13 protein-coding genes, 3 tRNA genes and 1 pseudogene are annotated in these 14,063 nt (G+C 53.7%); 2 read left to right on the top strand and 15 right to left on the bottom strand.

Annotation, left to right across the window (positions count from 1 at the left end; translation table 11 throughout):
• The 15 genes from FHW66_RS18440 to FHW66_RS18370 all read right to left on the bottom strand — a co-directional run.
• A partial coding sequence (locus FHW66_RS18440) for a GTP-binding protein (RefSeq protein ID WP_253466679.1) occupies positions 1 to 254 on the bottom strand: 254 nt, incomplete at its 3' end.
• A gap of 110 nt (positions 255 to 364) precedes the next feature.
• Positions 365 to 439, bottom strand: a tRNA-Thr gene (locus FHW66_RS18435).
• A gap of 38 nt (positions 440 to 477) precedes the next feature.
• Positions 478 to 551 (bottom strand) — tRNA-Gly (locus FHW66_RS18430).
• A 53-nt stretch (positions 552 to 604) separates the two neighbouring features.
• Positions 605 to 690: transfer RNA gene (locus FHW66_RS18425), tRNA-Tyr, on the bottom strand.
• A 142-nt stretch (positions 691 to 832) separates the two neighbouring features.
• Positions 833 to 2,074, bottom strand: a complete 1,242-nt coding sequence (locus FHW66_RS18420; protein ID WP_183381291.1) for an AmpG family muropeptide MFS transporter — start codon at positions 2,072 to 2,074, stop codon at positions 833 to 835.
• A 124-nt stretch (positions 2,075 to 2,198) separates the two neighbouring features.
• Positions 2,199 to 2,801, bottom strand: a complete 603-nt coding sequence (metW, locus tag FHW66_RS18415) for a methionine biosynthesis protein MetW (RefSeq protein WP_183381290.1) — start codon at positions 2,799 to 2,801, stop codon at positions 2,199 to 2,201.
• On the bottom strand, positions 2,798 to 3,937 hold the full coding sequence (locus FHW66_RS18410; RefSeq protein WP_183381289.1) for a homoserine O-acetyltransferase: 1,140 nt from the start codon (positions 3,935 to 3,937) through the stop codon (positions 2,798 to 2,800). The genes metW and FHW66_RS18410 overlap by 4 nt, the downstream gene beginning before the upstream one ends.
• A gap of 270 nt (positions 3,938 to 4,207) precedes the next feature.
• Positions 4,208 to 5,998 (bottom strand): phosphoenolpyruvate--protein phosphotransferase, encoded by a 1,791-nt coding sequence (ptsP, locus tag FHW66_RS18405; RefSeq protein WP_183381288.1) that lies wholly within the window; start codon positions 5,996 to 5,998, stop codon positions 4,208 to 4,210.
• 192 nt (positions 5,999 to 6,190) lie between these two features.
• Complete coding sequence (locus tag FHW66_RS18400) at positions 6,191 to 6,460, bottom strand: HPr family phosphocarrier protein (protein ID WP_183381287.1); 270 nt, start codon at positions 6,458 to 6,460, stop codon at positions 6,191 to 6,193.
• 20 nt (positions 6,461 to 6,480) lie between these two features.
• The gene (locus FHW66_RS18395) at positions 6,481 to 6,888 is read right to left on the bottom strand and encodes a PTS sugar transporter subunit IIA (RefSeq protein ID WP_183381286.1); all 408 of its coding nucleotides are present in this window, start codon (positions 6,886 to 6,888) and stop codon (positions 6,481 to 6,483) included.
• Between the two features lie 49 nt (positions 6,889 to 6,937).
• Positions 6,938 to 7,891, bottom strand: coding sequence for a glutathione synthase (gene gshB, locus FHW66_RS18390; RefSeq protein ID WP_183381285.1), 954 nt, complete (start codon positions 7,889 to 7,891; stop codon positions 6,938 to 6,940).
• Between the two features lie 21 nt (positions 7,892 to 7,912).
• Positions 7,913 to 9,211: a glutamate--cysteine ligase gene (gene gshA / locus FHW66_RS18385; protein ID WP_183381284.1), complete on the bottom strand. Its 1,299-nt coding sequence runs from the start codon at positions 9,209 to 9,211 to the stop codon at positions 7,913 to 7,915.
• A 235-nt stretch (positions 9,212 to 9,446) separates the two neighbouring features.
• Positions 9,447 to 10,982, bottom strand: a complete 1,536-nt coding sequence (locus FHW66_RS18380) for an ammonium transporter (RefSeq protein WP_183381283.1) — start codon at positions 10,980 to 10,982, stop codon at positions 9,447 to 9,449.
• Positions 10,983 to 10,995: 13 nt separating this feature from the next.
• A complete protein-coding gene (locus FHW66_RS18375; RefSeq protein ID WP_183381282.1) occupies positions 10,996 to 11,334 on the bottom strand; it encodes a P-II family nitrogen regulator in 339 nt (112 codons plus the stop codon).
• Positions 11,335 to 11,345: 11 nt separating this feature from the next.
• On the bottom strand, positions 11,346 to 12,125 hold the full coding sequence (locus tag FHW66_RS18370; RefSeq protein WP_183381281.1) for a TorF family putative porin: 780 nt from the start codon (positions 12,123 to 12,125) through the stop codon (positions 11,346 to 11,348).
• A 396-nt stretch (positions 12,126 to 12,521) separates the two neighbouring features.
• Between FHW66_RS18370 and FHW66_RS18365 the strand changes: the two genes are divergently transcribed.
• Complete coding sequence (locus tag FHW66_RS18365) at positions 12,522 to 12,764, top strand: accessory factor UbiK family protein (protein WP_183381280.1); 243 nt, start codon at positions 12,522 to 12,524, stop codon at positions 12,762 to 12,764.
• 81 nt (positions 12,765 to 12,845) lie between these two features.
• Positions 12,846 to 13,679 (top strand): annotated as a pseudogene (locus FHW66_RS18360) (magnesium chelatase domain-containing protein); the annotation flags it as partial.
• Positions 13,680 to 14,063: the final 384 nt, after the last annotated feature.

Here is a 14,063-nt window from a genome sequence, read left to right as displayed (position 1 = left end):
TGGCCTGGGCAGTCAACGTGAGCGTAGTGACGGTTGGCTGTTTCGTATTCAACGTGTGCTGTGTTGATCGTGATGCCGCGTGCCTTTTCTTCTGGTGCTGCGTCAATTTGATCGTAGGCTTTGGCTTCGCCGCCAAACTTCTTCGACAACACGGTCGCAATCGCCGCTGTCAGTGTGGTCTTGCCATGGTCAACGTGGCCAATTGTGCCCACATTCACGTGCGGCTTGGTCCGCTCAAACTTGCCTTTTGCCATCTTAGACTCCTAACGATTTGATGAGAATGTTCAGGCAACGCGCCCGACTTGCTGACTTCTTGCAGCGACCTAGGTGCACACACCTACTTGCAGCAACTCACTACTTAAACTGGTGCCCTTGACGTGGATTGAACACGTGGCCTCTCCCTTACCAAGGGAGTGCTCTACCACTGAGCTACAAGGGCTTACCTGCGGCCGTACCAATAATACAACCAACAAAAACTGGAGCGGGTGAAGGGAATCGAACCCTCGTCATAAGCTTGGAAGGCTTCAGCTCTACCATTGAGCTACACCCGCGAGGAAACTTTCAAAACTTCACAGCCGCAATGTACTTTTGACTGCTCCCATAATGGTGGAGAGGGCTGGATTCGAACCAGCGTACTCGTAAGAGGGCAGATTTACAGTCTGCTGCCATTAACCACTCGGCCACCTCTCCGCTCGGGGAACTCAAAACTATAGACGAACACTTTTTGCTTGTCAACTTATTTTGTCTCTAGGGCTTATAAATTATCTCCGATCCGATTTTTTCGCTCTCTCAACGATACAAGCCATCAAAATGTCCCGTTAAACCGATCCTCTCAGATCTGTTTGTGATGCCACGGGGCAATCTTGAATAACATCAGCATTCCCGGGATTGCCAATACAAAACAGAGCAGGAAAAAATTGAACCAGCCCAGCTCAGCAACGATGTAGCCAACGGAGGAGTTGATGAAGGTACGCGGCACCGCGGCCAGACTGGTGAATAACGCAAATTGCGTGGCGGTATAACGGGGATCAGTTTCACGCATGATGTAGGCGACGAATGCAGCGGTACCAACCCCAACCCCAAACGCCTCGGCACCGATCACCAACGCCAGAGTAGGAAGGTCAGCGCCGACATGCGCCAGCCAGGCAAACCCGAGGATGGTCACGGCCTGCACTATGCCAAAAATCCACAGTGCGCGATTGATTCCCAGGCGGATCATCCAGATTCCGCCAACAATGCCTCCCATTACGCTGGCCCAAAGACTGGTGGTTTTGGAAACAACACCAATCTGGGTCATGGAAAAACCCAGATCAATGTAAAACTTGGTAGCCAGTGCGGTCGCCATGCTGTCGCCTAGCTTGTAGAGGAAGATGAACCCAAGCACCCATAAGGCCTGACGCCATCCATCGCGCGCCACAAACTCCTGAAACGGCTGCAAAACCGCCGCCCGCAGTGTTTTCGGCGGTTCGCCATAGACTACCGGCTCCTTGATGACGATGGTGCACAATAATCCCGGCAACATGAAACAGGCGGTGATCCAGAACACAATGTGCCATGGCAACAGATCAGCTAACACCAGCGACAGCGCGCCCGGCACCATCCCCGACAGTTTATAGGCATTGACATGGAGCGCACTACCTAGTCCAAGCTCCTGCTCAGAGAGAATTTCACGACGATAGGCATCGATGACAATATCCTGGCTAGCCGACAGGAACGCTACCAGCGATGCCATCAAGGCGATATCGCCGACCTGAGTCTGGGGGTCCAGCATTCCCATGCTGCCGATGCCCAGAAACAATCCAATCTGGGTCAACAGCATCCAGCCACGGCGACGCCCCAGCCGCCCGAATTGAAAGCGGTCCATCAGCGGTGACCAGACAAATTTCCAGGTGTAAGGAAACATGACCAGCGCAAACAAACCCAGCGCCTTGACGTTCAGACCCGATTTGGCCAACCACGCCTGCAACAGACTCAGCAAAATGAACAAAGGGAGCCCCGAGGTAAAGCCCAGAAACAGGCAAATCAGCATGCGCCGATTGAGGTAGCTGTGCCACGACAGGCGAGTATTGGTCATAGGTGAGCGATAAAGTGACAAGTAGCAAAAGGAAAAGCCATCAGACGAGAACAGCTCTGACCACTTTCAGGCAACATTTGTTCACATACAGGAATTTTCACGAGCAGCTCCTCCGCTGCCCTTCTTATTTTTTCCTGAGCCGAAATACGGCGAGACTGCCACGCCAGTTGGGCAGGAAGCTGATTGGCTTACCCTCATGCAAGGCGACACATTCAATAACTTCCAGTCCAACATCGTTGGCCAGTGCTTCAAAATCCTTGATGGTGGCGCAGCGTACATTGGGCGTGTCGTACCATTCATAGGGCAACGACTTGGAGACCGGCATGCGACCGCGTAGCAATGCTACCCGATGCGACCAGTAGGCGAAATTGGGGAAGGAAACAGTCGACTCCCTTCCAACCCGGGCGATTTCACGCAAAATACCTTCGACGTCCTTGACCATTTGCAACGCCGACAAGCACAACACCGTGTCAAAAGCATTGTCCTCAAACATGGCAAGGCCCCCCTCCAGATCTTGCTGGATAACCGAAACGTTGCGTGCCACGCATTGTGGTATCAAGGCATCCGCAATTTCAATCCCGTAGCCACTGCAAGCTTTGTCAGTCTGCAGGTAGTCCAGCATGACGCCATCGCCACAGCCAACATCAAGCACTTGTGCCCCGGGCTTTATCCAGTGGGCGATGAAGGCCAGATCAGGACGTAATGCGCTCAGTTCAGGGAAATTCATGCACGCTCCTTGGGGGCAATCTCGGCCCATACGCGTTGATAATATTCACGCAGCAATCGCATATAGCGGGCGTCATCCAGCAAAAATGCATCGTGTCCGTGGGGCGCATCGATTTCTGCATAGGTCACTTGACGCTTGTTGCTGACCAGGGCTTGCACCATTTCACGGCTACGCTCGGGGGAAAAGCGCCAGTCGGTCGTAAACGAAGCCAGCAGAAACTGGGCGCGCGTATTGGCAAACGCTTTGACCAGGTCACCACCATGTTCTCTGGCAGGGTCAAAATAATCGAGCGCTTTGGTAATCAGCAAATAGGTATTGGCATCGAAATACGTCGAGAACTTGTCACCTTGATAGCGCAAATACGATTCGATTTCAAAATCGACGCCATATCCAAACTGGTAATCGTCAGAACGCAGGTCCCGACCGAATTTTTCCGCCATGTCGTCATCCGACAGGTAGGTGATGTGGCCAACCATACGGGCAACCCGCAGGCCGTTCTTGGGCACGACACCATGCGCATAGAAGTCTCCGCCGTGATAATCCGGATCGGTCAGAATGGCCTGACGCGCAACGTCATTGAAGGCAATATTTTGTGCCGACAATTTTGGGGTAGACGCAATCACAATACAGTGCCGCAAACGGTCTGGATACATCATGCTCCAGGCCAATGCCTGCATACCACCGAGCGAGCCTCCCATGACTGCGGCAAACTGGGCAATACCCAGCGCATCGGCCAGCCGTGCCTGTGCGCCGACCCAATCCTCCACTGTCACCACCGGGAAGCTGGCGCCATAAGGTTTGCCAGTGGCAGGATTGGTATGCATCGGACCGGTCGAACCGAAACAAGAGCCCAGGTTATTGATACCGATGACAAAGAATTTGTCGGTATCGAGCGATTTACCTGGTCCCACCATGTTGTCCCACCAGCCAACGTTATCTGGTTCGTCACGATAGACGCCGGCCACATGATGCGAAGCGTTAAGTGCGTGGCAGACCAGCACGGCATTGGATTTGTCGGCATTGAGCGTGCCATATGTTTCGTACATCAAGACGTAATCGGTGAGACTCGCACCGCTTTTAAGCGGCAGCGGTTCCGAAAAGTGCATGATTTGCGGCGATACGATTCCGATCGACATGGTTTTCTTTGTTGTCCGTAAGTTTCCAACGCAGATTTTCCACCCTGAAAATAAAAAAGCCCGGAAGCACTAAGGCTCTCGGGCTAATTCTGGGCTTGTACTGCACATTGTATTCACAACGCCAAGCTCGCTTTAGCCGTATTTAGTTGGAACAATCGTCCCGGCGCCCGCAAGCTGAGGTTGGTTAAACCATTCAAATCGGCGCAGTAATGCAAGAATAACCAAGTCGGGCGATGCCGTCAAACCCGACTATCCAACTGAAAACCGTCGTTATCGGCGACGTACAGCCTTGACCTCGACTTCACTGTTGAGTGATTGCAACTGTGTCATGGCCAGCTCAATGGCCGCCGGCTCGGTTGCCCGCAAGACCTTCTTTACCTGTGGCTCCAGCAAGCTGAGATTACTATTGAGGATTTCCTGCTTGACCGACAACAGTTGTGAAGGATGCATTGAAAATTCTTGCAGTCCCATTCCCAGCAACAGACGCGTCCACTTGATATCACCCGCCATCTCACCACAGACGGATACTGGAATATCAGCCTTGCGCGCTGTCGCGATCACGGTCGAGAGCAGGAACAATACTGCCGGATGCAGTGGGTCATAAAGATGTGCCACTTCGTGATCAACGCGGTCAATCGCGAGCGTATATTGAATCAGATCGTTGGTACCGATGGAGAGGAAATCGAGACGCTTGATGAAGATCGGCAGCGCCAGGGCAGCAGCCGGGATTTCAATCATCGCTCCGATCGGTATATTTTCATCAAACTTTTGCTCGCGCTCCCGCAATTGTTCTTTGGCCTGCTCAATCAAGGCGAGTGTCTGATCTACCTCAAACGCATGCGCCATCATCGGGATCAATAATTTAATCGGTCCAAATGCCGAGGCCCGCAAAATTGCCCGTAATTGCGTCAGGAACATCTGCGGCTCACTCAGACAATAACGGATTGCACGCAAACCGAGCGCCGGATTGAGCGCCGTCTGCTCATCCGCATCGAGCGGCTTGTCAGCACCAACGTCGAGCGTGCGAATGGTGACTGGTCGGCCCTTCATGGAGACGACTGCCTGGCGATAAGACTCCAGTTGTTCTTCTTCGGAAGGGAATTTCTCCAGATGGCCGGCACCGCGCCCCATGAATAGAAACTCAGACCGAAACAGACCGACACCGTTGGCGCCGGCTTCCAGTGCCGCCGCACTATCACTGGGCAACTCGATATTGGCCAGCAAGGTAATGCCGATACCATCCTGAGTAATCGCGGGAGTTTTCTTGAGACGACCCAGCTTCTTGCGATCTCGCAGCAGGCGTTCCTGACGTGCGCGATATTGTGTCAACACCAGCGGCGAAGGATTGACAATCGCCACGCCGGCATCACCGTCGATAATCAGTATGTCGTCCTGTTTCACCAGTGCCGATGCATTGTGCATACCGACTGCAGCGGGAATATCGAGACTGCGCGCAACGATGGCGGTATGCGAATTCTGCCCGCCAAGATCGGTAACAAAACCACCAAAAGCACCATCCCGGAATTGCAACATGTCTGCTGGCGAAATATCATGCGCGACCACGATGATATTGGCCGTAGCACCATCACCTGCATCGGCCGGCGGCAAATTAATGGCGCTGCCGGTCAGCACCTTGAGTATGCGATCTCCGACTTGCTGAATATCTGCCTTACGCTCGCGCAGATAGGCATCTTCAATTTCGTCAAACTGTGCTGAGACACTATCAATCTGGGTCACCAACGCCCATTCGGCGTTGTAGTAGCGATGGCGGATAATTTCCAACGGCACTTCGGCGAGCATTGGGTCTGACAGGATCAGCGCATGCACATCGATAAACGCACCAAGTTCCGGTGGTGCCTCCTTGGGCAACTCGCTGCGGATAGTCTGCAATTCATGATGAACGGCTGAAATGGCGTTTTTCAGCCGCAGGACCTCAGCCTCTACCTGCTCCTCGGGAATCAGGTAATGTTTAACGTCCAGGGCGGCCGGTGCCAACAGATGGGCACGGCCAATTGCAATTCCCTTTGAAACCGGAATGCCATGTAATGTGAAGGATGCCATCGCGTTTGTCTCCTGCTGGTTTTATTGATCTGTCTTATGCCTTGCTGCGCGCGGTCGGCTGCGAAACCTTACCGGACAACGTCTGAATTGGCAATCGACGGTCATTGTGTGAGCAAACAAACAAAATTTGAATCGTTCTGATCTTGCAGGCGCCGCCACCCGCCGGATCGGCAGCGGATCGCGTATTCCGGGCTACTGGCCTTCGCCGAAATAATCCTTGATCAACCCCTCCAGCGCCTGCATGCAATCCTGCTCATCTTCGCCATTGGTTTCCAGCAAAATAACGCTACCTTTGCCGGCAGCCAGCATCATCACACCCATAATGGATTTGGCGTTGACGCGACGCTTGTTGAAGGTCATCCAGACTTCCGATTTGTACTTCGATGCGAGCTGCGTAAATTTGGCGGATGCACGTGCGTGCAAACCAAGCTTGTTGATGATCTCAAGTTCTTTTTGAATCATGGGAAATTCTTTCCTGGCAGTTACTGAGAAGAAACACGAATGCGGTTATCGACGCGAACGGCACCGCTCTGCCCGCCGGCAAGCGCCATTTCAACAACCACGTCGAGGGTGTCATTGCGGTAGGTCAATGCGCGTAGCAGCATGGGGAGACTGATGCCGGCAATCACCTGCACGTTGTCGATGGTGCACAAAAAGCCGGTGCAGTTCGATGGGGTTCCACCCATGACATCGGTAATGACCAGCACACCACTGCCGTCATCGAGTCGACACACCGCAGCCTCGGCAAGCTTTTGTACTTCCAGCGGATTCTGGTCGGCAATGACATCAATGGCTTCAATGCGCTCTGGCTGACCGCGAAAGACATGCGTGGCCGCTGAAATAAAAGCTTGACCCAGCGGGGCATGGGTAAGAAGAAGAATACCAACCATGAAATTCTTAATTAAAAGTGTACGCCAGGCACCACATTACTGATCCGGATCAATCGAGACTACCAACAACTGCTGCCTCTAGCGCATCAACGAACATCGCGGCAACGTCAAAACCGCTTTGCTGTGTAATTTCCTGGAAGCAAGTCGGACTGGTGACATTGACTTCGGTCAAATAATTGCCGATAACGTCCAATCCTACCAGCAACAGTCCTCTTTGCGCCAACACCGGCGCCAGTGATTCTGCAATTTCACGCTCGCGCGGTGAAATTGGCTGCGCTACACCGAGACCGCCAGCGGCCAGATTGCCGCGTACCTCGCCACCCTGCGGAATGCGTGCCAGCACAAAGGGGACAACCTTGCCGCCAATGAGCAGGACGCGCTTGTCACCTGCGGAAATTTCTGGAATGTAACGCTGCGCCATGATCGTGCGAGCACCGTTGTCGGTCAGGGTTTCAATAACAGAACCAAGGTTCATTCCATCCGCACCAATCCGGAAAATCCCCATGCCGCCCATGCCGTCGAGCGGCTTGAGGATAATTTCCCGATGCTCGGTGTGGAACGCCCGCAACCGCTTGGCATCGCGCGTGACCAAGGTTGGCGCGGTGAACTGCGGGAACTGCGCAATTGATAATTTTTCGTTGTGGCTGCGAATTGCCTGCGGCTTGTTGAAGACTCGTGCACCTTGCTTCTCCGCCAGCTCAAGCAGATAAGTGGTGTAGATGTATTCCATGTCGAACGGCGGATCCTTACGAATCACGATGGCATCAAATTCAGACAGGAAAGTGGACGTCGTGGCTTCGACCCGATACCAGTCATCAGCTTCACCGGTGAGGGTAATTCTAGTCACGTCGGCCGTGACAAGACCATTTTCGAGTGCTATGTCGGTCTGCTCGAACGCGTGAATACTATGACCGCGGCGCGCAGCTTCGCGCATCATGGCAAACGTGGAATCCTTGTAGGTCTTGAAGGACGCCAGTGGATCGGCGAGAAAGGCGATTTTCATGAAATATCCGTCGAAGGGAGATTAGTAAACTTCCGGGTTGGGATCCGTCTTTTCCATTTCCAGCGACGCCGCCAGCAAAGCCAGGCGGGCGACCACGCCATACATATAAAAGCGATTGGGAGCGACCGTCCCAGGTTTGGCCTGCAGATCCGGCAACGCATGCTGCTGTGCAAATGCCAGTGGGACGAAATGCGCTCCAGGAGCATTCAGATTTTCATTGACGTCGCGATCAGCGTGGACACGGTAGAAGCCGCCGACGACATAGCGGTCGATCATATAGACCACTGGCTCGGCAACTGCCTCATTGATACGCTCAAAGGAATGCACACCTTCCTGGATAATCACTTCACTGACTTCCAGCCCCTCTTTACCCACAGCAATGTTATTGCGTTGCTTGCGATTGAATTCCTTGAGCTCGCTGGCATCCTTGACAGTCACAATGCCCATGCCATAAGTCCCTGCATTGGCCTTGACGATGACGAATGGCTGCTCCTTGATGCCGTATTCCTTGTATTTCTTGCGGATCTTTGCAAGCAGGCTGCTGACGTTGTCGGCGAGACCGTCGGTACTGTCTTCTTGCTGGAAATTGATTTCACCACACTTGAGGAACAGCGGGTTCAACATCCATGGGTCGACATCCACCAGCTTGGCAAATTTCTTGACCACTTCATCATAGGCAGCAAAGTGATTGCTCTTGCGACGTACCGCCCAACCGGCGTGCAGCGGCGGCAACACATTTTGCTCATGGAGATTTTCCAGCACTGAGGGAATGCCAACCGACAGATCATTATTAAGCAGCACGGTGCAGGGATCGAAGTTCTTCAACCCAAGACGACGGCCATTCTTGGAGCGCTCAAGCGGCTCCAAAGTGATCTTGCTGCCATCGGGCAAGTCGATGTCGCGCGGCTTCTTGAGATCATCCGACAAGCTGCCCAAGCGGACATTGAGACCGGTCTGACGGAAAATCTGCATCAACCGGGCAATATTTTGCAGGTAGAACGTATTGTGGGTATGGTGCTCCGGGATCAGCAACAGATTCTTTGCATCCGGGCAATATTTCTCAATGGCTGCCATCGCGGCCTGTACTGCCAGCGGCAACATTTCAGGCGATAGATTATTGAACCCTCCGGGGAACAGGTTGGTATCCACCGGTGCCAACTTGAAACCCGCATTGCGCAGATCAACGGAACAGTAAAACGGCGGCGTGTGCTCCTGCCACTCCATCCGGAACCAGCGTTCGATGGCGGGAGTTGCCCCAAGAATCTTCTTTTCCAGATCCAGAAGCGGACCATTCAGGGCGGTGACAAGATGCGGAACCATAAGAAACCTTCTGCGCGTACGGGATAACAACAATGCTGCCAGAGATCGAAGAACAGGCTTTGCACTAGGAACCGGGCATTGTAGCGGGATTCCGCGGCTTGCGTCGCTCCCACAGGCACTTTGCCCGACAGGCTGTGCAGATGGTGGCGATACAGATATTTTTAAAGGCGAAAAAAAACGCTCCAACCGGAGTTGGAGCGTTTCTGATCAAGGACAGAATGCCCTTGGACAACAATTACGAGTGATAAGCAGACTCGCCGTGGCTGGAAATGTCCAGACCTTCGCGCTCTTCTTCTTCAGTCACACGCAGGCCGATGACGATGTCAACCAGCTTGAAGGCGATGAAGGCAACTACACCCGACAGAATCAGCGTGGTCAGCACGCCCTGGAATTGAATCCAGACTTGACCACCGATCGAGTAATCAGGCGCAACAGCGTTGGCAACGTAGTCATAGATACCGGAACCACCCAAGCTAGGCGCTGCAAACACGCCTGTCAGGAGCGCACCGAGGATACCGCCCACACCGTGTACGCCAAAGACGTCCAGTGCATCGTCGGAACCCAGGATCTTCTTCAGACCAGTCACACCCCACAGGCAAACCAGACCACCGATCAGGCCCATGACGACCGCACCGGCGATACCCACGTAACCTGCAGCCGGTGTAATGACCACCAGACCAGCAACTGCACCCGACGCTGCACCCAGCATCGAAGGCTTGCCCTTGCCAACCCACTCACCAAAGCTCCACGACAGCACTGCAGCAGCGGTAGCCAGGATGGTGTTGACGAATGCCATGACAGCACTACCGTTGGCTTCCAGAGCCGAGCCGGCATTGAAGCCGAACCAGCCGAACCACAGCAACGAAGCACCGACCATAGTCAATGTCAGGCTATGTGGCTTGAACGCTTCCTTGCCGTAGCCGACGCGCTTGCCGATGACGTAGGAACCAACCAGACCAGCGATAGCGGCATTGATGTGGACCACAGTACCGCCTGCGAAGTCCAGTGCGCCCTTTTGGAACAGCCAGCCGGAGGCCGCAGTCAGCTTGTCAGACGATGCAGCGTCGATGAAGCCATCTGGACCTGGCCAGAACCAGACCATGTGCGCCATTGGCAGGTACGAGAAGGTGAACCACAGTACCGAGAAAGCCACGACTGCGGAGAACTTCACGCGCTCTGCGAACGAACCGATGATCAACGCAACGGTAATCGCAGCAAATGCACCCTGGAAGGCCATGAATGCCAGCTCAGGAATGACGACACCCTTGCTGAAAGTTGCCGTATTGGAGTCACCGGTCAAGCCCTTGAGGAACAAGTGATCGAAGCCGCCAATGAACGCGTTGCCTTCGGTGAACGCCAGGCTGTAGCCATAGACGAACCACAGGACATAGATCAGCGAGAAGATCACGAAGCATTGCATCAGCACTGACAACATGTTCTTGCTGCGGACCAGGCCGCCGTAGAACAGGCCCAGGCCTGGCAAGGTCATCAGAATCACGAATGCCGTTGTGACCAGCATCCAGGCAGTGTCGCCCTTGTTAGGGACCGGTCCTGGCGCTGCTGCGGCTGGTGCTGCTGCCGGTGCGGCGGCCGCCGCAGCTGCTGGAGCCGCCGCCGCTGCTGGCTTGGCAGCATCAGCTGCCGGCGCTGCTGCGGTTGCCGTTGCCTCAGGCTTAGGCGCGTCCTGCGCCTGTACCGGAGCGGCAAAACTGACCGCCATCAACAAAGTGCCGATTGCGAGCGCACTCGAAAACATTTTCTTGATTTGCATTGTTGTCTCCCTATCAAAGAGCTTCTTTGCCGGTCTCGCCGGTACGGATGCGGATCACGTCGAGCAGATCTTGTACAAAGATCTTGCCGTCGCCAATTTTGCCGGTACGTGCGGCTGCCTCAATGGCTTCCAGTGCACGTTCGACGATGGCATCGTCAACTGCCGCTTCAATCTTGGTCTTTGGCAGGAAATCGACTACGTATTCGGCACCGCGATACAGTTCCGTGTGCCCCTTTTGGCGACCGAAACCCTTAACTTCAGTCACGGTGATACCTTGTACACCGATGGCCGACAAGGCTTCACGCACCTCGTCGAGCTTGAACGGTTTGATGATCGCTGTAATCAGTTTCATATCGACCTCAATTAAAAGTTTTTGATAAGGGAAACGACGACGCCACCTTTACCGACGTTCTTGGCGCCATCTGATACTGGAGTTGTCTCAACACCGTCTTTCAGATTCGTGCCCACATAGGCGACACCCAGAGTGATCCCTGCCAGATCGTCAAAGGTCTTGCTCAAACCGATTTTCCAGTCTGTGTAGCTGGTGTTGGCTGACGGCCCGCGCACCTGCTGGCGACCCAGATGCACGCCCAGCGTGACACCGTAGAATGTGTCGAAATTGCCACCCGCATCGTAGTATTGGCTGTATTTGCTGCCGTCTGCGCCAAACAGGGTGGACAGCGCTTGCGAATATTTAACGTAGACCGGGCCATAACCAACCTGACCATAAACTTCCAGAGTATTCGCATTGGCACCCAGCTGGTCATAGTTGTTATCGAGATAGATGTAACCCAGCGTACCAACGTCATAGGTGAATCCAGCACCCAGATCGCCGCGCTTACCACCGTACAGATCCCATTCTGCAGGGCCACGACCCTTAGAACCAACAGCATCCTTAATCCACTTAATAGTGCTCGCCCATGTACCCAGGTAAAAACCGGTTGGGTTATTTGTGTAATCAATCCCGGCTTGCACGGCAGGATCAAAGCGTGTTTGTGTCAGGCCACGATAACGATAGTCACTGACAACACCAGCGTTATATGTGACTTGGTTATCCGGTGGCGGAGGCGCTGCGTCTTCAGCGCGAGCGAAGCTAGTGACCAACGATGCTGCGACTGCTGTTGCAAGAATCATTTTTTTCATAGTGTCCCTCTGGGTTTCTGTTAAACAACAAATTTTTTTGGTCTGCCTAGCCCATAAGCAGGAGCCATGCCAGGTCTTCTCAAATGACTTTATCTGATTTTTTTTGGTGCAAAGCAAAAAAATATTGAGAGACGGCTATTTTTTTCACGAATTTGGTGCGAATTCTGCGCCAAATTCTTCATTGCACAAAATAAGTGCGACAATCGTAATGACTTTGAAATGCTGAACAGACAAGCCCAGTCTATTCTGGTGCAGCCAATGTCTCCGAACGAAAGTTTTCTTGCGGAGGTAAACGCGACTTGCCGATGACTGTGTTTTAATTTCCGGGAAAGTAGCGAAAGCGCTACACTTAACTACATGCTTGACCGCTGAAAGCACATACGAGGACTCATCATCATGGACAAGACACAATTTTTTGAAGACTTGCAAGCCAAGTTCAATAAGGCGATCGAAAACTCGCCAGCAAAAGACATCGAAAAGAACGTCAAGGCAATGCTCGGCCAAGGATTTGCCAAGCTTGATCTGGTGACGCGCGAAGAGTTCGACATTCAAGCGCAGGTGTTGGCCAAGACCCGCGCCAAGCTGGAAGCTTTGGAAGCACGCGTAGCCGAGCTTGAAGCGCAGCAAAAGACTTCCTGAATGGCACAGACTGCCCCGACGCATCACACATTGCTTCTTGTTTTTGAGGGTAGCCGTATGCAAATGCGGTTACCGGTCTGAGTGAGTCTGGCGGTACTCAAAAGCCGCGCGCTCTCAGGCATGCAGGCACCTCAGGTAACGGTAGAGGTGCATCTTGCGAACGGCTTGCCCGCTTTTACCATCGTTGGTTTGCCTGAAACAGAAGTCAAGGAATCCAAGGATCGCGTCCGGGCTGCACTACAAAATGCGCGTTTCGAGTTCCCGGCCAAGCGCATTACTGTCAATCTGGCACCTGCAGATCTGCCAAAGGAGTCTGGCAGGTTCGATCTGCCGATTGCATTAGGCATTCTGGCAGCATCGGAGCAGATGCCCGCTGATCAGTTTGACGACTACGAATTTGCCGGCGAGCTTTCATTGTCAGGCGCATTGCGCCCTGTCCGAGGTGCGCTGGCAATGACCTATGCCATGCATCAGGCCAGTGCGAACGATGGCCGCCGGCGTATTTTCATCCTGCCACGTGCCAGTGCCGACGAAGCCGCACTGGTAAGCGAAGCAACAATTTTCCCTGCCGATTCACTATTGCAGGTCTGCGCCCATTTTGCCGCGCGCGACGACAATAGCCGACTTACAAGACATCTTCCGACGCCCAAACCTGAACCCGCGAGTTATCCCGACTTTGCCGACGTCAAAGGACAATTACCTGCACGAAGGGCACTGGAAATTGCAGCCGCCGGTGGCCACAGTATCCTTCTCGTCGGTCCCCCCGGCACTGGCAAATCGATGCTCGCTGTGCGCATCCCGGGAATTCTCCCGGCCATGTCTGACCTGGAAGCGTTGGAAGCAGCAGCCGTCGAGTCGCTTACTCGTGCCGCCTCATCCAGCCGAAAGCCGCGTGGAACACACCCTTCAGCTTCATATCGTGCAGCGCTGGCGTATGCGGATCGCCTTCCTTGTCGGTGAGCTGGTGATGTCGCCGGTGAAAGGCCGCCCACACAACCGGGGGACCTTGCCCCCCCATAGAGGCCAAGACCACGAGCAGCTGCTTCAGCGGCTTGACGGGGACGAAAGACTTGTGGGATAAAAGCCGGTGGCTCCCGCAAATGACACCAACCAGGGTCAGGAACCAGAACAATCCGAACTCAATCAGGTTCGAAACGGTGGGAGGAAACCAGACAAACGCGATCACAGTCATAGGAATTGGCAGGCACGTGAGCACCAGAAAATGTCCCATCTGTGTTTTCGCCATGCGTTCATCGAACATCATGGGGTTTATCTTCTCAACTAACGTTGAGTCTACTT

The sequence above is a fragment of the Herbaspirillum sp. Sphag64 genome (genome assembly GCF_014192645.1).
Taxonomy (GTDB): domain Bacteria; phylum Pseudomonadota; class Gammaproteobacteria; order Burkholderiales; family Burkholderiaceae_D; genus Herbaspirillum.
This window is presented reverse-complemented; position numbering and strand designations above follow the sequence as displayed.